A 26,268-nucleotide genomic window follows, 5' to 3' on the forward strand; every position below is an offset into this window, starting at 1 on the left:
AAAAAAGAGGTATTCTAAAATCATATAGAATACCTCTTTTTTTTGTAAATACTAGTCATACAAAATGAAAGAGGGTTCTAAAAAAAACATTTTTTAACAACTTAATTATTTTTATTATGGCATTTAAAGCAATTTTAGAATTCGAAGGAAACGAGTACCAAGTATTATATTCAAAAGTCGATATGTTAAGACATACAGACGGTAAAGGAGCAGTTTCATCTGAAATTAAAGGAGGTAGATTAAACTTAAGATTAAAATCTACTGAGAACACTACGGTTATTGAGCAAGCAGTAAACAGCCAGCACAAACCTGTAGGCGGAAAAGTTAAATTTTTCAAAGCTGATTCAGAACAAGTAATGAAAGAGCTTACTTTTGAAAATGCTTTTATAGTTTTCTTTAGTGAGGTATTAGATGCTGTAGCTGAAACTCCTATGACTACTGAGATTACTTTCTCAGCAGAAAAAATTACATTAGGTAATGCAACATTAGATAACAATTGGGCGAAAATCTAATTTTTCTCAATGAACAAGAAGCGGTATTGTACCGCTTCTTGTTTTTATAATATCATTAAAACATATAATATAATCTCCAAATTGCATGAAAAGATTAAGGAATATCGCCATTTATTATATTGTTTTAGGAATACTATGTTTCTGTTCTTTTTGGCTTTATGGCTTTTGGAAATTATCGATAATAGGAGTCGTTTTACTGATAGTCTATTTTCTTTTACGATTTGTTTTTAAAATAAAAAATATTGCTTTTAATATATCCAAAAGCAAGTTCATCGTTTGGGATTGTTTCCTGTATCTTCTCCCTATTATTTTTATAACTTTTTCGTTTTGGTATTTGACTAAACCATTTAATCAAACTATTGTATTGCCAAAAGGGTATCAGGGTATTATAACTATAGAATATGATCAAAAAGAAGGACAACCAAAAAAATGGATTGGTGAATCTTTAGGTATGGGTGGTTCTCGACTAATAAGAGTAGATAATAATGGTAGAGCAAAAACTCAATTTAAATACGAGGATAAATACATACCGCTGCTGGGAACCTATTCTCAGGTTTCACTAAAGGGAATGAAAATTTACTATGAAAGTAACTTAAATGCCGAAATACCACAATATTCTTATAATGATAGTGCTGGAACTGAAGATTTTCAATATGAAAAATTAAAACAAAAAAATTTGCCAATTGCATACACAACAGCAGTGAACAAACAAAAGAATATAATTGTTGTATGCAAAGTAAAACAGTACAGTACTTATTTCTACACTGAAAATGAAATAAAAAAAATGGAGGAACAAGGTGTTTTTTTAGATTCCTGGTCCAATATTTTAAGAGACCACTATTATAAATAAGACCAATCTATGATACCGATTACTATACAATTCAATGCCTATATTCCCAAAAATCTTGGTAAATCATTGTTGAGTTATTTTGAAAATGATTCTCGATTTAATCCAAATAGAATGGCTAATTATTATCAATTTAGACAAAAATTACAAGAAATTGATGCTAAAGGTTATGCTTGGTTGCCGGAACCGGGAAACTTTGTATCAGATTATTATTTTTCTACTGATAAAGTTGACTTTCATAATAAACATAATGATCATCATAATCGTTTAAGTCTTATTATGAATCTTGATGCAGCAAAAACTGGAAATTATTCTTTATTTGACAAGACTGCTATTTTTAAGCATAAATGTGGGACGATTTATAAATCGGGACAACATTCTGATGCCTCACACAGGGTTGAAGCACATATTCAAACTGTTCCTATATATTATGGCGGTGCAAAAACAGGAAGTACACCAATCAACGTAGAATATAAAGGAGTTTGCGAGAAAATCCTGGTAGAAACTTCTGAGGAAGTACCATTAGAAACTAGTATACAAAATACTTTAAGCGGTACTCATATAAGTCGAGTAGGTACAAGAATCCCTAATAACACCAGCATTATTAGGGCATCTGCTTCTGCGGGATATCCATTTACTCCAGGCCTTGTAACACCTAATATTGATTTTACAATAAAAGCAACAATGTATCGCAATGGGAAATCATTACTAATTACAATTAATGGTGAGCACAATCATTTCCCAGCTTATGAATTAGTAATTGATGGTAAATTAGAATATAATTATAATCCTGTCGACAATGGTTATACAAATGGGCCTACACCCAATAATTTAAGCCAGTCAAAAACATTTACTAAAACAATATACAAACAATTAACCGATTGGGATATAAAATCTTTTGACTCTTCAAAGCAGTTTATTTTTTCAAATAAAAAGGTATTTGGATTCTAAATAATCACACTAATAAAATAGCTATTATGACACCACCAACAATAATTTTTGGAATAGATTCTAAAAAAATAAGTCACTTTACCAGTATTGAGTTAGTACAAGTGATAAATGACCATCATCGATTTGAAATACGTGTTCCTCATGCCGCTATAGAAAGCCCCTTAGCTTATACTCTGGAAAATGCACAGTCATGGTTAGGAAAAGTGGTACACATTGTGCTCGAAGAAAAAAATAATTTTTTAGGTGTTGTTACTAATATTGATTTTGATCAAGAAATGGGACATTCGGGTAATCATATTATAGTTACGGGTTATTCTAAAACGATACTGTTAGAATCTGGTGAGAAATTATATTCTTGGGAAGAGTTAGCCTTAAAAGATATTATAAAAGAGGTTGTAAAAAATGGGGCAGCTGAACAATTGCAAAATGAGATCAATCCTGAATGTACCAGTAAGATGGATTATCAAAACCAATACCTTGAAACAGATTTTCAGTTTATTCAGCGATTAGCAAAGCAATACAATGAATGGCTATATTATGATGGCGAAAAATTAATTTTTGGGAAGCCCAAAAGCTTTGATGATCCTATATCTCTAACGTATAATAGTGATATTTCAAAATTAAAAATTTCAGTACAGGCAGTCCCTAATAAATTTAGAGCTTTTACTTACAATGAGAATACTGATAAACGTTATACAGCTGAGTCTAAAGACACAGTTGGTGGTTTGCCCAAATTAGGTAATGAAGCATTTGCAAGTTCTAAAGACGTATTTGCAACAGCTGCTTATACCCATGGGATCGTGAGTACAGGAGACGATATACTATTAGAATCCTTCTTAAAAAAGAAACAACAAAGCGCAGCTGCCAATACTAATTATGTAACAGCAAGTACTAAAAATTCAAAATTAAAAATTGGTAGTATTGTAAATATAAAATCAAGTGTTTTAGAAAACGAGAGTATGATTACACAAGAAGTGGGATCATATATTATTACAGAAATTACACACTATGCTACAAATTTAGGAGAGTATGAAAATAATTTTAGAGCAATACCTTCTAAAGTACTTAGCTTGCCAGAACCGGATATAGCATATCCAATTGCACAAACACAGCAAGCTCTTGTAGAGAGTAATACAGATCCTAAAAATATAGGTAGGGTTAGAGTGCAAATGCTTTGGCAACAAGGTACTTCGATGAAAACAGCTTGGCTTCGTGTCATGACTCCTGATGCAGGTAATAGTGACAAAGTAGGTACAAATAGAGGAATGGTATTTATTCCAGATGTGGGCGATCATGTCATGGTACATTTTCGTTATGGAGATCCTAACAGGCCTTTTGTTCTTGGTAGCGTTTTTGATGGTACTAGAGGTACTGGTGGAGGTAGCGGAAATAACACTAGAACAATTAAAACTAAAAGTGGTAATACAATAGCTTTTGACGATAGTAAAAGTAGTATTGCCATTACTGATGGGGCTGGAAATTCTATAGCACTAGATGGTGCAGGAAACATTTCTGTTTCGTCCTCAGCTTCAATAACGCTAACTACTGGTAGTAGTAGTTTAACGTTAAAAGAGGATGGTACTATTGATTTGTCAGGTAATAAAGTAACAATTAATGGTATGGAGACACTTGATCATAATAGTCCAAAAGTAACAGTAACTGGATCAGAAGAAGTTGTGGTAACCTCTCCAATAAAAGTAGATATTAACTCGGCCGCAGAAGTTACAGTTACAGGAACAGCATTAGCAACTTTATCTTCATCGGCAACCACATCAGTAGAGGGAACAATTATTAAATTAAATTAAACATGGCAACTAGTAATTCTGTACAAAATACTATGGATAGTTTAGTAAGTAAATGGCAAAATGCTTATATCTTGAAAGAGGTAAAAATGGTATGCATTACTTATACCCCAAAAGAAGAGTCTATGATGGAAGCTTTTTTGGATTATATTTTAGCATTAGACAATCAAATAGAAAATTTTGTATGGGTTTTTGAGTCAGTTTTTGAAAATGAAGAATCTTTTGCTCTTGATATTGCTAATGAAATGCAGGAACTAGTACAAGATTGGAATACAATGAACAAGCCTGCGGAATATGATGCTTCAGAAATAAATTGGAAACCAGTTTTTGAGCACACTGATTTTAAAAACCCAATGCAACTTTTGGTGCATAACTTAAATAGTTTTGCTAAGAATCTTTTTCCTAATAGGGACATAGAAGTGTGTTATGTTTTTAAAAATTTTGATATTTCTAAATCTGAGGCCTATCAATGGATAAAATTATCATTAGAATTTCCTTTTGAAAAAAATATCACATGGACTGTAGTACAATCAACAGAAAATTTGGTGTATCAAAAAGCTATAGATAGTTTTCCTAAAGAAGTAAAAGAAATTAAATCGGATATTAATGTTAATGCTGTTGTAGAACAATTAGTAGCACAAGCAGATCCTACTAAGCCTGAAAATGTATATCGTAGTGAATTGGTAAAACTAATGCATGCTGTTGAAGATCGGAATAAGGATAAGGTAAGTATTCAAACAAAAAAATGTTTGGATATTGTTATCCGAGAATTAAAAAATGATCCTAATTGGATTTCACAAGTTGTGACCGTTTATGTAATTTTATATAACGATCAAATAGGTTATAAAAACTACAATGAAGCAATCTATTTTGCAGATAAAGCGGTAGAAGCTTCTGAAATTGCTCAAAAAACAACTGATGTCTCTATAGGAAATAGGTTGGCTGGACAAACGCATATAGGCAGAGGCAGCATTTATGTTTTAAAGAATGATTGGAAAAAAGCCAATGAAGATTACATAAAAGCTAAAGAAGCATACAAGCAATGCGATGATTATTTAATGCAAATAGAAGCTTGTCGTCTTTGTGGATGGTCTGGTAATAAATTTGATAAGGAAATAAATGTGCTTCCGTTTTATATTGAGGGATTTAATCTACATTCTAAATTAACTTCTGAATTGTTATCAAATTCTACTTTTCCGCTGCTGTTAAAAGAAGTAATCTATAATATAAATTTCGAAAATCAAGTAAGTAAACAGAAGCTAGACGAGGTATTAATTCCTCTTTTTGGTCAACATTATAAATTTGAAATTGATCAATATGGAACAGTTAAATAACATGTATGAAGCTATAGTTAATTTAAATTGGACAAGAATTTTTTCTTTTGTAGTGATAGGAATTTTAATTTTTGGTTCATTATATCAAAGAAATTGGAATCTTAGTAGCAAAGACAAAATAACATTGCCTAATAAAAAAAAAGTATCAAGAAGGCTTATAAATACGTTATTGGTATTTATTTTTTGCCTAATTAGTTTAATAATTTCAATAATACTATTCTAAAAAAAACAAACATTACTATGAAAGAAGAATCAGAAAATATTATGAATCAATTTAGTCAATTTTTAAGTCAAAATCCACATTATGGTTATTTGATCGCTGCAGCGGGGTTTGCTATTTTTTTTCTAGGTTATTTATTAAGATGGAGTTGGGTAATTAATCCAGAAGGAAGTACTAGATCAGTATTTATATACGAAGTGTTGGGAAAAGAAAACATGCGCAAATTAATGATAGTTGTAATGGGAATAGTAGTTTTTATTTGTGTTGGAGCCTTTTTTCTTTCTAATTCTAAACAAAAGAATAGCTTAAAAGATACTTCTAATACTGAGGTTACTCAAAAACAATAGACCGTATGGAAAAAGAATCTAAATATGCAGACAAAAGCTATCATGAAAAAGTAAGTCAACAACTTGCTATAACTACAGCTAAGGAAACGCAGGGGATTTCTACCAATATAACTACTGCTCAAAGCACATATAATAATAAAAACCTAAGTACTTCTACAAAAGCTACAGCATTAGCTCTTAATGCGGTAGATACTGGTATACAGGCGTTTGGTGCTATAACAGGTATGGTAGATGGTGTATTAGGCGCCGCATTGATGCCCATGTTAGAAGGTTTAGGCATGAAAGGGATGGCATCACTCCCAATCTCTAAACAGCTTGACCCTGTGTTAGGTATAGATATTCACATGGTAACCATACCGCCATCTCCAGCTCCTATACCCATGCCACATCCCTATATAGGAATGCTTTTTCGCCCAAAAGATTTCTTAGCTGCTGCAATTGCATCGATAATTCCACCACCACCAGCACCACCAGCAATGTCTGATACTGCTACAGATGGTGAACAAACTGATGCCAATATTGCACAAGGATTAACTGTAGCCCATACAGCAGCCACAATGATTGTAGGAATGATTGGTGCTACTGTAAAAATTGGCGGATTTGTACCGCGAGCTGTTGCGAGTACCCCTACAAAAAACATTCCCCATTTCCCAATGGGAGCAGGCTTTCATCCTGTTTATTCAAGAATGTGCAGTAAAGATAATGGACATGCTCTTCTAGGCAGTTTACTAGCTCTTGCAGATGGTGACCCTATTGGTGGTGGTGGAACCCATTTACACAACAGCTGTCAAGATATAGGTATTTTTTCGCCACATACTTTTCGCCCTACAAAAAATAAGGATGATACAACTAAGATAGGGTTAAAACTATTTTTGCCTACGAGCATGATAATACCCATACCCACATCAGGATTAATTATTACTAATCCTATTCCTGCGCCTTTTAACCCAATTACAATGCTTAAAAAAATGCTAAGAGCAACGCTGGGTAAATTTGTAGGAGGAAAATTGCATAAACTTGTCAATAAAAAAATAGGTTCGGGTAAGCTACAAAACATGTTACACAAAAGCATCTGTACTGTTACAGGTCACCCTGTAGATGTAGCAACAGGGAACTTTTTTACTGATGAAGAAGATTTTTTCTTGCCTGGCCCCATAGCATTATCTTGGGAACGTACTTATTATAGCAAGTCTGATTATCAAGGTCCCCTAGGTAATGGCTGGCACCATGCCTATGATATGGCAATACATATAGATGATGAAACCAATACCGTTACTGTAAGACTTGCCGATGGTAGACCCATAGCTTTTGAAAAACCAAGCCCAAAAGTGTCAACATTTAACAAAGCCGAGCAACTTGAACTTTTTGTAGACAATACCAATCGTTTGTACCTTTGGGATATAAAAGAAAATTTATATTATTATTTTACTCCAAACTCCTACAGCGAGTTGCATCTTTTACAAACCGTAACTAATGCAAATGGATTTGCCCTATTTTTTGGGTACGATACAAATGGTTTTCTAACAAAAATCATTGATGCAGCCCATCGAGAGCTTACAGTTACTAACGACAATCAAGGTAGAATAGTAACTATTACAGCACCACATCCCACATTAGATAACCAGTCCTTTGCAATTGCTACCTACGAGTATGATGCAATAGGTAACCTTATGAAGCAAACTAATGCTGAGAACGATAGTATGCACTTTGAGTACCAGGGCAGGCTAATGACTAAAGAAATTTGGCGTAACGGTCTTAATTGGTATTTTGAGTATGATGGTACAGCTCCAGGTGCACGCTGTGTACATACGTGGGGAGATGGAGACATTTACAAACACAAATTACTTTTTGAAGAGGGTAAAACTATTGTAACTGACAGTAGAGGATATGATATAGAATACTACCATAAAAACGGACTGGTATACAAACGTATAGATCCTAACGGAGCCATAAACCAGTGGCTCTATGATAAAGACAACCAGTTACTATCTCAAACAGACCCGTTAGAAAATGCTTATTTATATGGCTATGACAATCGTGGTAACCAGATACAAACCACCAACCCAATGGGCGGTACAGAAACGACAGAGTATAGCTTTTTACATAAAAATCTACCAAGCTTAGTACAAACACCACTGGGCGCAAAATGGAAATGGAAATACGATAGCAATGGCAACACCATAGAAGTAATCAACCCTAACAATGCCACAACCAAAATAGAATATCAAAATGGTTTACCCAATACTATTATAGACTATTTAGGGAATAAAACACTCTTAGAGTATGATCAAAATTATAACTTAATACAAATAACAGAACCCACAGGCGCCATAACCCTCTATACTTATGACTCCCTAGGACGCAACACAACTACACAAAATACAAAACACGCCAAGCAAAAACTGTTTTATGATCTACTAGGTAGAGTAACCCAAGTAGAGGATTTTGACGGTAATAAAATAAAACTGCAATACGACGGTATAGACAACCTGTTGCAATATAAAGATGCACAAACAGAGGTAAGCTACACCTACAAAGGGATGTGGAAGATGACAGCTAGGCATCAAAACCAAAAAAACACCCTCTTTTTTTACAATAAAGAAGAGCAGTTAATACGTATAGAAAACGACCACCAGCCTTACACTTTTAAGCGGGATAGCGTAGGTAATGTAGTCGAAGAAAGCCCGTTTGACAACATAGTACGCCTTTATAAACACGACCTTGCGGGCAATGTGCTGCAAAAGGAGATTGAAAATCACGAAAGTATTTTAGTTCCAAACACTAAAACTAATTATGAATATAACAAATTAGGCAACATACAAAAAATAACCTATACAGATGGTGTAGAGCACCTATTTGACTACAACCCAGCAGGCCTACTCATTAGTGCAATAAATCCAGCCAGTGAAGTAACTCTTGCTTATAACACTCTAGGTACTATTACCCAAGAAACACAAAACGGTACTACTATAACCAATACCTACAACGCAGTAGGACAACGTACCAATTTGCAAAGTAGTCTAGGCGCTAACCTAGATCTAGAGTACAATGAGTTAGGGCAATTGAGTAAAATGAAAACCCAACAAGATTGGCAAAGCAGCTTTGGTTATGACCAAATGGGTTTAGAAATACAACGCCTCTTGCCTGGACAAGTACAACAAACTACCACCCGAGATGCCCTAGGACGACCTACAGAGCAACTTGTAGGACATGCAAGCAAACGGGTTAAAAGCCGAAAATACCAATGGGGAATAAACAACCAGTTAAAACAAATAATAGACTCCACAACAGGCGCAACTAATTTTACCTATAACAAAAACGGACATTTAACAGAAGCACAATATGCTGATGGAAGCACTCAAAACCGGTACCCAGACAGCCTAGGAAACCTATACGAAACACCCGAAAAAAAGGACAGAGCTTATGCTCGAGACGGTAAATTAGAAAAAAAAGGGAGCTGGCATTACAAATATGACAATCTAGGCAACCTAATAGAAAAATATAAAAAAACAGGAAGTCTTTTTTCTTTTAAAGAAGAGCATTGGTTTTATGAATGGAACTCTGCGGGAATGCTCAAAACGGTACAACGCCCTGATGGAAACTACGTAAACTTTGCATACGATGCTTTTGGCAGACGAATTTACAAACAATTCAAGAAAACTTTTACTAACTTTGTTTGGGATGGCAATGTGCCTTTGCACGAGTGGAAAAGTTTTGAAACCCAAGACGTTCTTACCGATAGAGTAATTACTTGGATATTTGAAGAAGACAGTTATTCTCCAATAGCCAAAATAAAAAAGGACAAACAATACAGTATTGTCAACGACCATTTAGGCACGCCCATAGAAGCCTATGCAGAAGACGGAAAATCTATTTGGGAACGCGAACTCAACAGCAATGGTAAGGTTCTAAAAGAAAAAGGAACTATTGGCACTTGTCCCTTTCTGTTTCAAGGGCAATATTACGATGAAGAGGTAGAACTGGCTTACAACCGTTTTCGCTATTACGACCCAGAAGAAGGACGCTACATTTCCCAAGATCCAATAGGCTTATTAAGTGGCGAGTTTGGGTTTTATAATTATGTTCATGATACCAATGGTTGGATTGATGTTTTAGGTTTAGTAAGAACTTACTCTGCACGTGTACAGGCATTACCAGAACATTTACGGGATAGACCTAAATGGAGAAAGAAAACTAAAAAGCATTTAGATAAAACGAATCCTAAAAGAAATGGCAATTTTATAGATGTAAAAACTGACAAAGAAATTACTGGTAAAAAAGTAATTGGACATCAAAATGAAACATGGAAAGAATATCAAGATAATCCAGCAAATCATACCAAAACAAGAAAACAAGTTATTGACGATTATAATAATGTTAATAATTTAGGATATGAAGACGCTACACAAAGTTCTATAGATGGTGGTACTTTTAATGGTTTAGAAAATTAAATAAAAAAATGAAGACAATAGAAGAAATTAAATTATTACTTTTAAATTCAGATTATGAAAGTTTAAAAGAATCACTCAATGATTATGATATAAATTCCTTTGACACCAATGGAAATAATATTTTACATTATTACATTAATTCAAATCAAAGTGTTAAAATAAAACCAGAATTAGTTATCGATTTATTAGTTTCAAAAGGATTAGATATCAATCAAAAACAAATTAAAGGTGCTTTTAAAAGAAGTCCATTGCATATTTCGGTTTTTATTAAACAACAGGAAATAACAGATTATTTGATTAAGTTAGGGGCTGATATTAATTCTACAGATTTAAATGGAAATAATATATTAATGACAGCAATTTCAAGAATAAAATTTGGTGAAAATGGCGAATATTTTATAAAAAAATTAATTGAAAATAATGCCGATATAAATCAATTAAATAATCACGGTAGAAGTGCAAAAATGTCAGGTATAGAAAATGAAGGAAACGAGGCAATACACAAATATTTCATTTAGTCTTAGCTCAGTTGCTAAAAGTCTCCCGACTTTGAGGTATTATAAATATCAAAACCCAGCAATTGCTGGGTTTATTATTATGCAAGAAATAATAAAAAAAATATCATAAAAGGTTTTTTCATTCAGATGATTTTTTATCAGTTGCAAAGTTTGTAGATAAAAAATTAAGTATTTTAGCAAACTAGTAACGTAATCAAACATGTAGGCGAACTCAACAGCAACGGTAAAGTTCTAAAAGAAAAAGGAACTATTGGAACTTGTCCGTTTCTATTTCAAGGGCAATATTACGATGAAGAGGTAGAATTGGCTTACAACCGTTTTCGTTACTACGACCCAGAAGAAGGTAGGTATATTTCTCAAGATCCAATAGAGCTTCTGGGTGGATTTGAATTGTATGCTTATGTCGAAAACACTAACCTTTTTGTAGATATTTTTGGTTGGGCTAAAAGTTATGCACAAAAGAAAGCATGGAAAGATGCTAGAGAGGCTTATTGGAAAAAAGAAGCAAAAAAGAACAAAAAAGACTATTCTCAACATAATTTAGACAGAATGAAAAAAGGGACAGCTCCTCAACTGCAAGTTGAAGTTGAAAATAATAAAACTGGAAGAAAAGAAACAAAAGTAGTTTCAATGGAATTACATCATAAAAAAGCTCAACATTTAGGAGGATCAAACAAATCATCCAATTTACAAAAAGTGACTCCTTGGGAACACGAAGCAATTGACACATATAGACATACTGGCAGCACTTTGCAAAATATTATTAGTGATGCAGGTAGTTTCGGCGGATAATTTAACAAAAAAGTAAAATATGAATGAATTATTAGAAATAGTTACATTACACGATTATAATTTAGCTATAAAAACATTAACTTTTAGAAATAAGTTGATTATTGATAATAAAATAAATGACGCTCACATCATAAAATATAAGGATTATAAAGAAAAAGCTAATATTAATTTAAATGATATCGTTTCAATATTGGAATCAAAAGATGAAATGAAAATCGTAGTAAATTACGTTTCTAAAAAACTTGTAAAATATGATGGTTGTGATGAACAAGAATATCCTGACGGAGAAGAACCTGATGAAGATGAAAAAGACATAATAGTTTCGAGTAATAATGAGTATTATATTACTTTTCTAATTTATCATCTTATTGAATACTGTGTTTTAAAAAAAAATAGAGATTATATTGATGAGTACGTGAAATTGATTAGGATTCCAAATTCAAAAAAATACGCCAAAGAATTAAAAGAAATTTTTGCACAAGTAAAAAATTAGGAAATCAAATTTATTTTTATAAAAATCAAATTTAAAACCGTTTCCGTTTCTGTTTCAAGGGCAATACTATGATGAAGAGGTTGGCTTGGCTTACAACCGTTTTAGGTATTACGACCCAGAAGAAGGCAGGTATAGGCGGATTCAAGGGTCTAGCGCAACAGTGTTAGTTTTTTTTAATTAATCAAATTTAGTATTTTTCTTAGATAATGTGCTTAATTTTAGAATAACTTTTTTGGCTTTTTAAGGAGCCAAAAGTTATTTCCAAACTTAAGCCGTTGCTTGATTCATTTTGTTGATTTCCTCGCTTCTCATTTCATTAGGTGTCTTGAAACCTAAAACCTTTCTAGGTCTGTTATTTAGGTTGTTTTCTATTCGTTTTAGTTCTTCAATAGTTATTGTGTTAAAGTCGGTTCCTTTGGGTAAAAACCTTCTAATTAGTCCATTAGTATTTTCATTTGTTCCTCTTTCCCATGAGGAGTATGGATGTGCAAAATAAATATCCATTCCAGTTTTTTCTGAGAGCCATTTATGATTAGCCATTTCTATTCCGTTATCGTAAGTCATTGTTTTTCTGAGGTATTGAGGTTGTTTATTTAAGAGCTTTGCAAATTCGTGAGTTACTGTTTTGGATTTTCTGTTGTTGATTTTTACAATAATTAAAAATCTAGTTTTTCTATCTACAATGGTTCCAATAGCACTTTTGTGTGCTACACCAATCATTAAATCTCCTTCTAAATGTCCAGCTTCAAGGCGTTCCTCGATATATTTAGGTCTATCATCAATACTGACTTGGTCTTTGATTCGAGTTTTTTTTATACCATATTTCCTTTTGTCCCGTCTTTTGTGATGATTGCAAATTCCGGTTATATTGATCACCCCATTCCGTTTTAAAGTGAGCACCTGATTCCAGTTCAAAATGACCACCTAATTCCGGTGCAAAGTGAGCACCTCCGTTTTGATTAAAAACTATATTTTTTCATCTGTTAATTAGTATTCAAATATAATAAAATATCACTCTTTGTTTATTCCTCTTTTCTTTCTCATGGATTCTCCATGTAATTCAAGCCTATGAGATTGGTGTATAAGTCTGTCTAATATTGCATCGGCTATCGTTTTTTCTCCAATTATATCATACCAGCCTTGAACTGGTATTTGTGATGTCACGATTATAGAGCCGTTATTATGCCTGTCTGGACATGCTAACTTAGCCTGCATTGAAAGTTAAGAAATAATCTTAATTTTAATCTATGAAACAAGTCCGCAAAATTTACGACAAGGCTTTTAAGGAAAAAGCCGTTGAATTGAGTTATGATAGAACAAATGTATCAGAACTTGCCAGGGAGTTAGGAATAACAGCCCCCCAGCTTTATAAATGGCGTAAAGAACTCCAGGAATTTGGAGAAGGAAGTTTTCCTGGAAAAGGAAATTTAAAACTAACTCCCGAGCAAGAAAAAATCCATGAACTGGAGAAAAAACTCAAAGATGCAGAGTTAGAACGTGACATATTAAAAAAAGCAATCGGCATTTTTTCCAAGAACGGTCGATGATTTATAGTTTCATTAAAAACAATGAACAGCTATTCCCGATTGAAAAAATGTGCAGAGTTCTACAAGTAAGCAATGGAAGTTATTACCGATGGAAAAAACAAATAAATACTGCAAGACAGCAACTAAAAAGCGCCATAAAAAAACAGATAGCATTGATTTATTTTCAAACCAAGCAACGATACGGGAGTCCTAGAATAACATTAGAACTTCGAAGCATTGGTTATAAAATTTCAAGAGTTACAGTTGCAAAGTATATGAAAGAACTTGGCTTGCGAAGTAAATTAAGCAAGAAGTTTAAAGTAACAACCAACTCTAGTCACAATTATTTAGTTGTCGAAAATGTATTAAACAGAGAGTTTACTGTAAAAATGCCATCAAAGGTTTGGGTTTCAGATATTACATACATCCAAACTAAAGAGGGATTTGTATACCTGACCACTATTATGGATTTATACGACAGAAAAATTATAGGCTGGAGTTTGAGCAACGCAATGAGCACTGAGCAAACGACACTTGGAGCTTGGAAAATGGCAATTAAAAACCGAGATCTTAAAAATGGTTTGATTTTTCATTCCGACAGAGGTGTCCAATATGCCAGTAAAAAGTTTGTAAATGTTCTTGATTCCTATAAAAAAATAACTCGCAGTATGAGCCGTAAAGGAAATTGCTGGGATAATGCTGTAGCCGAAAGTTTCTTCAAATCTTTGAAAACGGAATTGATTTATGGCAACAAACTCATTTCTAAAGAACAAATGAAACTGGAAATCTTTGAATACATTGAAATTTGGTACAACAGAAAAAGAAGGCATTCTGCTTTAAATTATGCAACTATTGAAGAATTCAACAATCAAATTAATTACAAAAATGTAGCTTAACTTACTGTGCAATTTTTGTTTGCATATCCTGTCCTCTATGATCTCTAAAAGAGTAATTCGGTTATGGCTGTCAAGTGCCTGGAGTCCAAAATCATCAAGTATTATAACATCCTGTCTTTGTATTTTGGTAAGTTCCCGTAGATAAGTACCATCTGCTTTAGCCATTTTTAGTCTAGCGAACAATTTTGAGGTATTAAAATAACTTACCTTAAAACCCTGTATACAGGCTTGATAACCTAATGCAGTACCTAAATAACTTTTACCGACACCGGTGCTTCCAGTGATTAAAATGTTTTCGTTTTTCTCTATAAATTCGCATTCTGCCAGACGCAGTACCATGTTTCGGTCCAGGTTACGTGATACATCAAAATTGATACTTTCAATATTTGATTTGTAATGGAATTTGGCATTAGTGATACTTCGTTCAATACGACGATTGTACCTTTCATCCCATTCTGCATCAATAATCATCGATACAAACTGGTCAAGGGTATAATGATCTGTTTTCCCGCTTTCAATGGCTGTTTTAAAAGCATTAAACATGCCATAAAGCTTCATTTGTTTCATTTTGGTTACTGTGGATTCATTCATTTTTTCAAGATTTAATTTAGTTATAATAGTGTTTTCCTCTTATGTTACTGTGATCGGGAAGTTCCTGCTCAGGTTCTTGATCAAAATCAATATGATCCAAGTTGTTTTCTAAAATGTTTTGTATGGTCTTAAAATTGTAAATTTTAAAATCAAGTGCCCGCCTGCAGGCATTTATTAATCGCTGTCTGCCTACCTTTTTTTCAAAATTCAGTATTCCTAAACAGCTTTTATAAGCCTGTTCTGGATGATTTCTGCTTTCGATTATCTGCATTATATATTCTCCTACTGACTCATCAATATTATTAGCCCATTCAATGAAGCGGGCAGCACTCCATTGGGCTACAAATTGATGTGTACTGGCTAAATGCTCAGGAGTTGTTGTATAGACATAAGGTTTGTAGTTTCTTGGATGTACAGCTATTCGATTGTATTTATAATAAATCTCTACTGTTGATTTGGTATATAACAGCTTGGCTTTCTTCTTTACATATTGATACGGAACGCTGTAATAGTTTTTGTCCTGGCTTAATTGAACATGACCGTTTTGCATTACTGTTGCAAAAGACTGGTATTTAATTTCAAAACGATCTTGTGGGAGTGGACGCAGTTTTTCTTTCTCGTCTTCTAAAAATAATTCAAAGCGGGAATAAGGGCGTCCTGTCAGTTTTCTGTTATTGTGAGAGTCAAGTAAATCCCAGATCTGCTGGTTTAATTCTTCCAGAGAAAAGAACTTAGTTTCTTTTATGGTTACATAAATCCTTCGATATAATATCTTAACAGCTCCTTCAACTAGTGACTTGTCTCTGGGCCTGTAAGCTCTGGCAGGTAAAATTGTGGTTTCGTAATGTTCTGCTAAATCAGCCAGGGTTTCATTGATTGTCGGTTCAAAACGACTGCTTTTTATTACGGCAGATTTTAAATTATCTGGAACAATGGCGGCAGGAGTGCCTTCAAAAAAGCGCATGGCATTTTCTACCGAGTCAACAAAGTTTTCCTTTTGCTGGCTCATGGAAGCTTCAGCATACGTGTATTGGCTAGCGCCCAATATTGCTACAAAAAATTGTACTTCTTTGACTTCTCCAGTATCTATATCAATAATTGAGAGTGTCTTTCCGGCATAATCAACATACATTTTATCACCAGCCTTATGGTTCATATGCATGACCGGATTAACTCGTTTGCCCCATATATTGTAATGATAATGAAATTGTGAAGTTCGATAACCATCAGGATTTACAGCAATATATTGTTCCCACATATGCTGTACGGTAACGCCAACTTTTTTTAGTTCACGTTCCATTTTAGGAAAAAAATCATAAAGTGTCTGTAATCTCGGGCTAATGGCCTCTACACTAGTCTGGGAGAATAAAAGTTCCAGCTCTGCATCGGTTTTTTGGTCGATTAATTCAAAGCTTAATTCGAGAACTTCAAATAAAGAAATATATTTCTTTACCGTATTTCTTGAAAGGGATAAGTAGCTACTTATAAATAACTTACTCTTTCCATTACAATAGAATTTAATTACTTTTCTAATTTTACTCATGTCTGTTATTTTGTTTGCCATAATCCGTAAATTTTTAACGAATGTATGGTTCTAACAACATGAAAAAATCAATAGTTTTTAATACTTAATTCACCACAAAACTTGGTGGTCAATTTGCTCCGGAATTAGGTGGTCAGTTTGCTCCGGAACGGGTGGTCAATTTACTCCGGAATTAGGTGGTCAAATTGACCGGTTTTTCCAGTTTCCTGATCGGAAACTTAATCCGCAGACAATAAGAATGAGCGTGATCTGCAACTGGCTCAACGAGAAAAAAATTCCTTTAGAACAGGCTCAGGAACTTGCCGGGCATAAGTGGCCAGGAACTACGGAAAAATACATTAAAGTGAACAGTTCACAGCAACGAGAAATGATTAATCGTTATTTTCCAAATATTTAATAATATTACATGGAGTGTTAAAAGTTAGTGCACTTTGATTCTTATTCGTATATTTGTAAAATATTTACAAATTTTAAAATAAGAGTTATGATTGAAGAATTTAGCTTTGGAAACATGTGTTCCTTTAAAGACATTCAAACTTTAAACATGAAAGCGGCTAAAATTAAATCTAATAATTCAGTTTTAGATAAACAAAATGTAATTCCTATTAAGGAGGATTTGTCTTTGTTAAAATCAAAAGCTATTTATGGTGCTAACGCTAGTGGAAAGAGTAATGTTATTCGTGGTTTAGTATCATTCATAAAGATTATTAGGGAATCTGTGAAGGATGAGAGTGCATTAAGATTTATTGCTCCGTATGAGCTATCAACCGAAACGATTGATCAACCTACTTTTTTTCAATTAATTTTCAGGGTCGATGATGTAAGATATAGATACGGCTTTGAAGCTGATGAAAAGTCAATTAAAAGTGAGTGGCTTTTTTCAACACCAAGTGTTCGCGAGCAAACTTTATTTATCAGAGAAAATAATAAGATTCTGGAAATTAGTAAAAAGTATTTTACAGAGGGAATTAAGTTTGTTTCTTTAATGGAGGATTTTAGTGAGGAAGCTGAAGCTGAAGGCGGAATCTTTAGAGATAATTCCTTATTCTTATCTTCTTTATCTTCATTTGGATTTGGTAAAATTTCCAAAAAAATTATTAAGGAGATTAGTTCTATTGCTATTATAAGCGGATTAGGGCATAAAGGAATGTTTGCTCTTGCTGGTGACTCCTTGCAAGATCCAGATCAAAAGAAATTTGTTTTAAATTTTTTAAAGAATGCTGATATAGGAATTCAAGATTTAGAAACAATTGATTTTTCAAATGACAACTTGCCTGAAAACATTGAAGAGGATGTTGCAAAGACTTTGAAAGACAGAAAATTTCTTTTATCTCACAGAACCGTTTATGACAAGAATTTGAAGAAAGATGGCAATGCAACCTTTTCATTTCTTTCGCAAGAATCAGAAGGTACTAGAAAAATGTTTGAAATAAGTCCTTTTATTTATAATTCATTGAAAAATGGAACCACATTAATTATTGATGAATTTGATTCAAGATTTCATCCACTATTAACCAAGAAAATTGTTGAATTGTTTAATTCAAATCAAAATCCAAGGTCACAGCTCATTTTTACAACCCATGATACTAATTTGTTGTCATCTGAATTATTGAGAAGAGATCAAATTGATTTTGTTGAAAAAGATAAATATGGAGCAAGTCATTTATATACTCTGGTTGAGATTAAGGGCATTAGAAATAATGCTTCATTTGAAAAAGATTATATTCAAGGAAAATATGGTGCTATCCCTTTTTTAGGTAATTTTTCTAACATCTTAAATTTTGAATAATGCCTAAAAGTACGAAAGCTATAAAAGTAACAGATAAGGCAAAAGCATGGAACAAAAAGGCTAAATCTTCTAATTATAAAATAGATACTATTCCTGTAAACAAGATAATATTAATTGTTTGTGAGGGACAAACAGAGAAATTATATTTTGAATCATTTCCTGTATTAGGAATGAAAGTGGAAGCTATAGATCTTCGTGGTCAGTCAAAATTGAAACTCATTGAATCTACACAAAAAATAATTGAAATATCTGATTCTGAATATGACGGTGTTTGGTGTGTTTTTGATATGGATGTTAAGCGCGGAGCTGAAGAATTCTCTGATTTTGATAATTCTATTGAGAAAGGAATAGAACTTGGTTACAACATAGCTTACTCTAATGATTCATTTGAATTATGGTTTTACTTGCATTTTGAATATACTGACGCCGAACATCTAAGAGGATTTTACTATGACGAGTTGGGGAAAAAGTTTGGTATTAATTATGTAAGAGAGGGTAAGAAATATGCTTTTTGTTTACAACTTTACAATACATTGATGGAGGATGAAAATTCTTCGCAGGAAAAGGCAATAGACAGGGCTGAAAAATTATTTAAAAAAGTTAAAGATTTGCCTTTTCACCAGCAAAATCCAGTAACTAAAGTATTTGAATTAGTTAAAGAACTTAATAAGAATTTAAGACGATAAAAAATGAATGATGTATACCATTATCCACCGGATCTTTTTGATTTAATAGTTCAAACAATCCCGTTATTGAATAAATCCAAAAAAGCTGTTTTAACTTTTTTTAATGGTGCGGGAGTAGAAGTTGCATTATATAATGATGTTGTAAAAACGTTGCAGACAAATCCTGATTCACTGTCTAAGTATGATATTTGCAGAACGATACTTGAACGTATTAATCAAAATTCTGAAAAATATTTAAGACAGAGAAGAGAACTTTTAAAAAGAATTACAGAGTTTGAAGCATTTTCTACTTGTTGGGAAAATGATCAGTTTAAGGCAAAAGGATTAGTTGCAGAGATTCAAAAAGTAATTAATGTTAAAGATTCTTTTACAAGAATGAAACAGGAAAGGGAGAATGAACAAAGCCTTAGAAAACAAGAGTATCAAAATAAAATTAATCAAATACAAAAAAGGAAAGTAAAATTAGAGGATATTAAAAAAGAACTATTTTCTTTATTTTCTGAAACGAATCCACAAAAAAGAGGCAAGCTGTTAGAATCAGCTCTGGGAAATTATTTCAAAACTTATGAAATTTTAGTTAAAGAAGATTTTAAGAGAAATGGAGAAGCCGGAGAGGGTATTATTGAACAAATAGATGGAATCATTGAAATAGATAATCAAGTCTACTTTGTTGAAATGAAATGGAAAAAAGATGCAATAGGTAGCGATGATATATACCAGCATTTAGGAAGAATTTATCATCGAGCAAACGCTCATGGGATATTTATATCTGCTTCCGGATATACTCCTTCAGGAATAACCGCAGGGAAAGAAGCTCTTATTAAGAATGCGTTACTGGTTATGTTTGATTTAGAGGAATTCGTAAAAATAATCGAATCTGAAAGTGACTTTCCTAATTATTTACGTTCTAAAATACAGAGCGCAATAATAGAAAAAAACCCATATAAAAGAGGTTGAAGATTTAAAAGTTGAAAAGCTCTCAGAAATGAGGGCTTTTTTATTGGCAATAAGTGAAAATTATTAGGAAAATAATTAAAGTAAATCTACTTTCGTATTGTGGAAAATGCAAATGGACGTTCTTTATATTGAGATTTTTTGCAAGGGGTTTTTCTCTATAGAAAAGGTTTGCAGAACCTTATAAGTATAAGTACAATGGAAAGGAGCTTCAAGACGAGCTGGGGCTTAACCTTTACGACTACGGAGCGAGAAATTATGACCCTGCAATTGGAAGGTGGATGAACATCGACCCACTAGCAGAGAAGATGAGGAGACATAGCCCTTATAACTATGCTTACAATAATCCGATTAGATTTATTGACCCAGACGGTATGGTGGAAAAACCGGTCAATTTGACCACCTAATTCCGGAGTAAATTGACCACCCGTTCCGGAGCAAACTGACCACCTAATTCCGGAGCAAATTGACCACCAAGTTTTGTGGTGAATTAAGTATTAAAAACTATTGATTTTTTCATGTTGTTAGAACCATACATTCGTTAAAAATTTACGGATTATGGCAAACAAAATAACAGACATGAGTAAAATTAGAAAAGTAATTAAATTCTATTGTAATGGAAAGAGTAAGTTATTTATAAGTAGCTACTTATCCCTTTCAAGAAATACGGTAAAGAAATATATTTCTTTATTTGAAGTTCTCGAATTAAGCTTTGAATTAATCGACCAAAAAACCGATGCAGAGCTGGAACTTTTATTCTCCCAGACTAGTGTAGAGGCCATTAGCCCGAGATTACAGACACTTTATGATTTTTTTCCTAAAATGGAACGTGAACTAAAAAAAGTTGGCGTTACCGTACAGCATATGTGGGAACAATATATTGCTGTAAATCCTGATGGTTATCGAACTTCACAATTTCATTATCATTACAATATATGGGGCAAACGAGTTAATCCGGTCATGCATATGAACCATAAGGCTGGTGATAAAATGTATGTTGATTATGCCGGAAAGACACTCTCAATTATTGATATAGATACTGGAGAAGTCAAAGAAGTACAATTTTTTGTAGCAATATTGGGCGCTAGCCAATACACGTATGCTGAAGCTTCCATGAGCCAGCAAAAGGAAAACTTTGTTGACTCGGTAGAAAATGCCATGCGCTTTTTTGAAGGCACTCCTGCCGCCATTGTTCCAGATAATTTAAAATCTGCCGTAATAAAAAGCAGTCGTTTTGAACCGACAATCAATGAAACCCTGGCTGATTTAGCAGAACATTACGAAACCACAATTTTACCTGCCAGAGCTTACAGGCCCAGAGACAAGTCACTAGTTGAAGGAGCTGTTAAGATATTATATCGAAGGATTTATGTAACCATAAAAGAAACTAAGTTCTTTTCTCTGGAAGAATTAAACCAGCAGATCTGGGATTTACTTGACTCTCACAATAACAGAAAACTGACAGGACGCCCTTATTCCCGCTTTGAATTATTTTTAGAAGACGAGAAAGAAAAACTGCGTCCACTCCCACAAGATCGTTTTGAAATTAAATACCAGTCTTTTGCAACAGTAATGCAAAACGGTCATGTTCAATTAAGCCAGGACAAAAACTATTACAGCGTTCCGTATCAATATGTAAAGAAGAAAGCCAAGCTGTTATATACCAAATCAACAGTAGAGATTTATTATAAATACAATCGAATAGCTGTACATCCAAGAAACTACAAACCTTATGTCTATACAACAACTCCTGAGCATTTAGCCAGTACACATCAATTTGTAGCCCAATGGAGTGCTGCCCGCTTCATTGAATGGGCTAATAATATTGATGAGTCAGTAGGAGAATATATAATGCAGATAATCGAAAGCAGAAATCATCCAGAACAGGCTTATAAAAGCTGTTTAGGAATACTGAATTTTGAAAAAAAGGTAGGCAGACAGCGATTAATAAATGCCTGCAGGCGGGCACTTGATTTTAAAATTTACAATTTTAAGACCATACAAAACATTTTAGAAAACAACTTGGATCATATTGATTTTGATCAAGAACCTGAGCAGGAACTTCCCGATCACAGTAACATAAGAGGAAAACACTATTATAACTAAATTAAATCTTGAAAAAATGAATGAATCCACAGTAACCAAAATGAAACAAATGAAGCTTTATGGCATGTTTAATGCTTTTAAAACAGCCATTGAAAGCGGGAAAACAGATCATTATACCCTTGACCAGTTTGTATCGATGATTATTGATGCAGAATGGGATGAAAGGTACAATCGTCGTATTGAACGAAGTATCACTAATGCCAAATTCCATTACAAATCAAATATTGAAAGTATCAATTTTGATGTATCACGTAACCTGGACCGAAACATGGTACTGCGTCTGGCAGAATGCGAATTTATAGAGAAAAACGAAAACATTTTAATCACTGGAAGCACCGGTGTCGGTAAAAGTTATTTAGGTACTGCATTAGGTTATCAAGCCTGTATACAGGGTTTTAAGGTAAGTTATTTTAATACCTCAAAATTGTTCGCTAGACTAAAAATGGCTAAAGCAGATGGTACTTATCTACGGGAACTTACCAAAATACAAAGACAGGATGTTATAATACTTGATGATTTTGGACTCCAGGCACTTGACAGCCATAACCGAATTACTCTTTTAGAGATCATAGAGGACAGGCATAATAACGGCTCTATAATCGTGACATCACAAATACCAGTTCAAGGCTGGTATGATATAATTGGAGAAAAAACGATAGCCGATGCAATATTAGACAGACTTATACACCAATCTCATAGGCTTGAATTACATGGAGAATCCATGAGAAAGAAAAGAGGAATAAACAAAGAGTGATATTTTATTATATTTGAATACTAATTAACAGATGAAAAAATATAGTTTTTAATCAAAACGGAGGTGCTCACTTTGCACCGGAATTAGGTGGTCATTTTGAACTGGAATCAGGTGCTCACTTTAAAACGGAATGGGGTGATCAATATAACCGGAATTTGCAGAATACAGTTGAGGAAAGCTTTTTTTAGTCATTCTGTAAATTAGCAGTTTAACTTTTAAAACTTAAAAACGTATATGCTACTATGACAACTGCGACAGCACCGTATTTTGTACCATTCCTTTTTTAACTTATCTTCGCTCTTTATACATTGGTGAGTACATTTTACTCCTTTAAAAATTTACTTTGTGAAACAAAAACAGGAAGACGTAGCAGATAACCAGCTTAAACGTGGGCTGACGAACCGCCACATTCAGTTAATTGCCTTAGGTGGATCAATAGGTACAGGTCTTTTCCTGGGCATTGGCCCGGCGGCTGTATTAGCAGGGCCCTCTGTTATTTTAGGATATGCTTTTGCCGGAATTATCGCTTTTTTTATTATGAGGCAACTTGGTGAAATGGTTGTTGAAGAACCGGTGTCCGGAAGCTTTAGTCACTTTGCCTATAAGTATTGTGGCCCTTTTGCAGGTTTTGCCTCCGGTTGGAATTATTGGATTTTATATATTTTAGTGAGTATGGCTGAACTTACGGCCATTGGTGTGTATGTGCAGTTTTGGTGGCCTGGAATTCCGCTGTGGTCATCCAGTTTATTTTTCTTCCTGGTTATTAATGCGTTGAATTTTGCCTCCGTAAAAGTGTACGGCGAAACAGAATTTTGGTTCTCCATCATAAAAGTGGTCGCAATTATTGCCATGATCCTCTTTGGTACCTACTTGCTGATCAGTGGGACAGGAGGAGAGCACGCTACAATTCATAATTTATATAACGATGGAGGCTTCTTTCCAAAAGGTTTCTTTGAAAAAACGACTACTGGTAGTTTTGAGGGCTTATTAGCCGCAATGGCGCTGATTATGTTCTCCTTTGGCGGTTTAGAACTCATCGGGATTACCGCAGCTGAGGCAGAAAATCCAGAAAAAAATATTCCAAAAGCAACCAATCAGGTCATCTATAGGATCCTTATATTTTATGTGGGTGCATTAGTCATTTTATTTGCGTTGTCACCCTGGCAGCAAATTACGACAGATAGCAGCCCATTTGTAATGGTTTTTCAGAATCTAAACGGAATGGAATTTGAATTTTTTGGGCATAAAATATTTTTCACACGCCTTATTGCGAATGCGCTCAATCTAATTGTATTAACGGCCGCTTTATCCGTATACAATAGCAGCGTATACAGCAACTCCCGGATGTTATATGGTTTAGCAGATCAGGGCAATGCGCCCAGGTTTTTAAAGAAGCTCAACAAACAATCAGTACCCATTAATGCTATTTTGATTTCTTCCTGTTTTGCAGCGATCTGTATTTTAATCAATAAAGTAATTCCAGAAGAGGCTTTTAGTATTTTAATGTCTTTGGTGGTGTCTTCTTTAATTATTAACTGGGTGATGATTTCGTATACGCACCTCCAATTTAGGCGATCGAAAGACAAGGAAAACACAAAAACGAAGTTTCCTTCCCTATTTTATCCGGTAAGTAATTACATCTGTTTTCTGTTTTTATTGGGGATTTTATCCATCATGTGGATGACCAATATGAAGTTGTCCGTAGAATTAATTCCTATTTGGCTGGGGATACTTTTTGTATGTTATAAAGTTTTAAAGACAAAAAAATAACGAGCTTATAACTATTATGCGATGAGCTATATATTTTCTGACAACAATCAAATAGGAGTGGTAGCTACTTTCGATGCACTCGTACAGACCGATTTCAAGGGCGCAATGAATGCGCTGTGCTGGCACAGAAATTTGGATGGCGATTTTAACGAGATTGTAGCCCAATTATCTTTAAAAGAAAATATAACCGAAGTTTCTCGGGAAGATCTCATCGCACTCCAACTATCCGAAAAGGGGAATAGAGCCAGGGAAATAATCCTAAATGATTTGCAATTATTAAAGGATTTTGGCGCTTCGCCGGCTCTGAATTTGCTGAAGTGTTACGAACGTGATGATGAATTTGATTTCATATCGACCGATGTGTATTCGTTTCATGTGGATCGTTCGCCCATTGCTACCGATACTTTTTTATGTACCTATCACGGCGCGGCAAGTGATATTATTGCTAATGCACAGGCACAGCAAAAAATCCTGATTCCGGAAATCCGGGCCAAGCTAAAAGAGCTGCATGACGGACCAGAAGAAGAATTCGAAGACTTTTTAAAGAACAATTATTTTGATTTGCATTATCAGGTTAATGCGGATGCAGCACCTATTAATTTAGGGGTAGGGCATCTTTGGCGACTGGCCGTAGATCATCCTAAACAACAAGTGCTGCCTTGTATTCATAGAGCACCTATAGAAAAGGATGGGGGATATCGGTTGTTGTTGATTTGTTGAGGTGTGAAATTTCTATGGAAAATAGGTATTATCGAAAATGAAATTGCTTTAAAAGTCTTGCCTTCCAATAATAGTAATAATCTCTACCCGTTTGTTTGCATTAATTTGGTAGTAAATAGTATCGATACCGCAAACACAATAACGATATCCTATTTTAATGTGGTCAGCAGATGGAAATAAAAAAGGATTTCCCTCTATTTTTTCAAAACAATCATAAAACATATTAAAATAGCCATCAGCTTGATTAATTCCAAACTTACTAACACCATAATAATAAATTCTTCTTAAATCTTCTTTGGCTTCGCTACTTAAATAATAGCTATACATTAGGCAAATCTTTTTTAAATTCGGCTAACATTTCTTCTCTGGTTTGTTTTTTTGCAAAACCGCTTTTTTCTCCCTTATCTATTTTTTCTCTCACAAACTCATAGTATTCTTCTCGTGAACGAGCTTGCTTAATCAAATAGTTAATAGCTTCACTTTTGCTGCTAAACTCTTCTGCATTCACCTGATTTTTCAACCACTCTTCATTAGGGGCAGTTAATGATATACTTTGTCGTGTCATAATAATACAAGTTTTTAGATTGGTGTAAATTTACACCAAATTTTGAAATGGAAAATAGATTTAGATGAAATAGTTTTTTAATTGTTGCGTTGCAACCCTGA

At 33.8% G+C, this 26,268-nt stretch carries 24 protein-coding genes and 3 pseudogenes; 21 read left to right on the plus strand and 6 right to left on the minus strand.

The features are described from left to right. Positions 1-116 precede the first annotated feature (116 nt). The 11 genes from tssD (at position 117) to FK004_RS19455 (ending at position 12,448) form a co-directional block, all read left to right on the plus strand. Complete coding sequence (tssD, locus tag FK004_RS11490) at positions 117-512, plus strand: type VI secretion system tube protein TssD (RefSeq protein ID WP_108737387.1); 396 nt, start codon at positions 117-119, stop codon at positions 510-512. An 85-nt stretch (positions 513-597) separates the two neighbouring features. Further along, entirely contained in the window at positions 598-1,362 is a 765-nt protein-coding gene (locus FK004_RS11495; protein WP_108737388.1) for a hypothetical protein, read from the plus strand. A 9-nt stretch (positions 1,363-1,371) separates the two neighbouring features. Then, on the plus strand, positions 1,372-2,310 hold the full coding sequence (locus tag FK004_RS11500) for a hypothetical protein (protein ID WP_108737389.1): 939 nt from the start codon (positions 1,372-1,374) through the stop codon (positions 2,308-2,310). Positions 2,311-2,336: 26 nt separating this feature from the next. Continuing rightward, the gene (locus tag FK004_RS11505; protein WP_108737390.1) at positions 2,337-4,115 is read left to right on the plus strand and encodes a type VI secretion system Vgr family protein; all 1,779 of its coding nucleotides are present in this window, start codon (positions 2,337-2,339) and stop codon (positions 4,113-4,115) included. A 2-nt stretch (positions 4,116-4,117) separates the two neighbouring features. Then, positions 4,118-5,446: a hypothetical protein gene (locus FK004_RS11510; RefSeq protein WP_108737391.1), complete on the plus strand. Its 1,329-nt coding sequence runs from the start codon at positions 4,118-4,120 to the stop codon at positions 5,444-5,446. 240 nt (positions 5,447-5,686) lie between these two features. Continuing rightward, a complete protein-coding gene (locus FK004_RS11520; protein WP_108737393.1) occupies positions 5,687-6,013 on the plus strand; it encodes an immunity 17 family protein in 327 nt (108 codons plus the stop codon). A 5-nt stretch (positions 6,014-6,018) separates the two neighbouring features. Continuing rightward, positions 6,019-10,464: a DUF6531 domain-containing protein gene (locus FK004_RS11525; RefSeq protein WP_108737394.1), complete on the plus strand. Its 4,446-nt coding sequence runs from the start codon at positions 6,019-6,021 to the stop codon at positions 10,462-10,464. A gap of 8 nt (positions 10,465-10,472) precedes the next feature. Continuing rightward, the gene (locus tag FK004_RS11530) at positions 10,473-10,982 is read left to right on the plus strand and encodes an ankyrin repeat domain-containing protein (protein ID WP_108737395.1); all 510 of its coding nucleotides are present in this window, start codon (positions 10,473-10,475) and stop codon (positions 10,980-10,982) included. Between the two features lie 192 nt (positions 10,983-11,174). Beyond that, the gene (locus FK004_RS11535) at positions 11,175-11,774 is read left to right on the plus strand and encodes an RHS repeat domain-containing protein (protein WP_108737396.1); all 600 of its coding nucleotides are present in this window, start codon (positions 11,175-11,177) and stop codon (positions 11,772-11,774) included. 19 nt (positions 11,775-11,793) lie between these two features. Further along, complete coding sequence (locus tag FK004_RS11540; RefSeq protein ID WP_108737397.1) at positions 11,794-12,267, plus strand: hypothetical protein; 474 nt, start codon at positions 11,794-11,796, stop codon at positions 12,265-12,267. Positions 12,268-12,316: 49 nt separating this feature from the next. Then, on the plus strand, positions 12,317-12,448 hold the full coding sequence (locus FK004_RS19455) for an RHS repeat-associated core domain-containing protein (RefSeq protein ID WP_227871714.1): 132 nt from the start codon (positions 12,317-12,319) through the stop codon (positions 12,446-12,448). Positions 12,449-12,534: 86 nt separating this feature from the next. Here the strand turns inward: FK004_RS19455 and FK004_RS11550 are convergent. Further along, a pseudogene (locus tag FK004_RS11550) lies at positions 12,535-13,119 on the minus strand (IS30 family transposase); the annotation flags it as partial. A 159-nt stretch (positions 13,120-13,278) separates the two neighbouring features. Then, a pseudogene (locus FK004_RS11555) lies at positions 13,279-13,458 on the minus strand (ATP-binding protein); the annotation flags it as partial. Positions 13,459-13,514: 56 nt separating this feature from the next. On the opposite strand from FK004_RS11555, the gene FK004_RS11560 reads away from it, so the two are divergent. Continuing rightward, positions 13,515-14,689 (plus strand): IS3 family transposase gene (locus FK004_RS11560; RefSeq protein WP_420358875.1). Its coding sequence is split into 2 segments (ribosomal slippage): positions 13,515-13,782 and positions 13,782-14,689, totalling 1,176 coding nucleotides; the frame shifts between segments, so codons are not numbered across the junction. Here FK004_RS11560 and FK004_RS11565 read toward each other — a convergent pair. Next, complete coding sequence (locus tag FK004_RS11565) at positions 14,630-15,280, minus strand: ATP-binding protein (RefSeq protein ID WP_108737400.1); 651 nt, start codon at positions 15,278-15,280, stop codon at positions 14,630-14,632. The genes FK004_RS11560 and FK004_RS11565 overlap by 60 nt on opposite strands. A gap of 16 nt (positions 15,281-15,296) precedes the next feature. Then, the gene (gene istA / locus FK004_RS11570; RefSeq protein ID WP_108735486.1) at positions 15,297-16,844 is read right to left on the minus strand and encodes an IS21 family transposase; all 1,548 of its coding nucleotides are present in this window, start codon (positions 16,842-16,844) and stop codon (positions 15,297-15,299) included. Between the two features lie 217 nt (positions 16,845-17,061). On the opposite strand from istA (FK004_RS11570), the gene FK004_RS11575 reads away from it, so the two are divergent. The 9 genes and pseudogenes from FK004_RS11575 (at position 17,062) to FK004_RS11615 (ending at position 25,602) form a co-directional block, all read left to right on the plus strand. Beyond that, a complete protein-coding gene (locus FK004_RS11575) occupies positions 17,062-17,220 on the plus strand; it encodes a site-specific integrase (RefSeq protein WP_227871597.1) in 159 nt (52 codons plus the stop codon). 87 nt (positions 17,221-17,307) lie between these two features. Continuing rightward, complete coding sequence (locus FK004_RS11580) at positions 17,308-18,612, plus strand: AAA family ATPase (protein WP_108737401.1); 1,305 nt, start codon at positions 17,308-17,310, stop codon at positions 18,610-18,612. Beyond that, complete coding sequence (locus FK004_RS11585; protein WP_108737402.1) at positions 18,612-19,298, plus strand: RloB family protein; 687 nt, start codon at positions 18,612-18,614, stop codon at positions 19,296-19,298. The genes FK004_RS11580 and FK004_RS11585 overlap by 1 nt, the downstream gene beginning before the upstream one ends. Before the next feature lie 3 nt (positions 19,299-19,301). Then, positions 19,302-20,255, plus strand: coding sequence for a restriction endonuclease (locus tag FK004_RS11590; RefSeq protein WP_108737403.1), 954 nt, complete (start codon positions 19,302-19,304; stop codon positions 20,253-20,255). 179 nt (positions 20,256-20,434) lie between these two features. Beyond that, positions 20,435-20,629, plus strand: a pseudogene (locus FK004_RS19695) (RHS repeat domain-containing protein); the annotation flags it as partial. Positions 20,630-20,810: 181 nt separating this feature from the next. Then, positions 20,811-22,358, plus strand: coding sequence for an IS21 family transposase (istA, locus tag FK004_RS11600; protein WP_108735486.1), 1,548 nt, complete (start codon positions 20,811-20,813; stop codon positions 22,356-22,358). 16 nt (positions 22,359-22,374) lie between these two features. Continuing rightward, positions 22,375-23,112 carry an IS21-like element helper ATPase IstB gene (gene istB / locus FK004_RS11605; protein ID WP_056251131.1) on the plus strand — a complete coding sequence of 246 codons (738 nt, stop codon included), beginning with the start codon at positions 22,375-22,377 and terminating at the stop codon, positions 23,110-23,112. Positions 23,113-23,457: 345 nt separating this feature from the next. Next, the gene (locus tag FK004_RS11610) at positions 23,458-24,882 is read left to right on the plus strand and encodes an amino acid permease (protein WP_108737369.1); all 1,425 of its coding nucleotides are present in this window, start codon (positions 23,458-23,460) and stop codon (positions 24,880-24,882) included. Positions 24,883-24,903: 21 nt separating this feature from the next. Beyond that, a complete protein-coding gene (locus FK004_RS11615; RefSeq protein ID WP_108737405.1) occupies positions 24,904-25,602 on the plus strand; it encodes a DUF1826 domain-containing protein in 699 nt (232 codons plus the stop codon). Positions 25,603-25,650: 48 nt separating this feature from the next. Here the strand turns inward: FK004_RS11615 and FK004_RS11620 are convergent, their stop codons facing one another. Together FK004_RS11620 and FK004_RS11625 are read right to left on the minus strand one after the other, a co-directional pair. Continuing rightward, on the minus strand, positions 25,651-25,929 hold the full coding sequence (locus tag FK004_RS11620; RefSeq protein ID WP_108737370.1) for a type II toxin-antitoxin system RelE/ParE family toxin: 279 nt from the start codon (positions 25,927-25,929) through the stop codon (positions 25,651-25,653). Then, the gene (locus tag FK004_RS11625; protein ID WP_108737371.1) at positions 25,922-26,167 is read right to left on the minus strand and encodes a ribbon-helix-helix domain-containing protein; all 246 of its coding nucleotides are present in this window, start codon (positions 26,165-26,167) and stop codon (positions 25,922-25,924) included. The genes FK004_RS11620 and FK004_RS11625 overlap by 8 nt, the downstream gene beginning before the upstream one ends. Positions 26,168-26,268 lie beyond the last annotated feature (101 nt).

Source organism: Flavobacterium kingsejongi, assembly GCF_003076475.1.
Lineage (GTDB): Bacteria > Bacteroidota > Bacteroidia > Flavobacteriales > Flavobacteriaceae > Flavobacterium > Flavobacterium kingsejongi.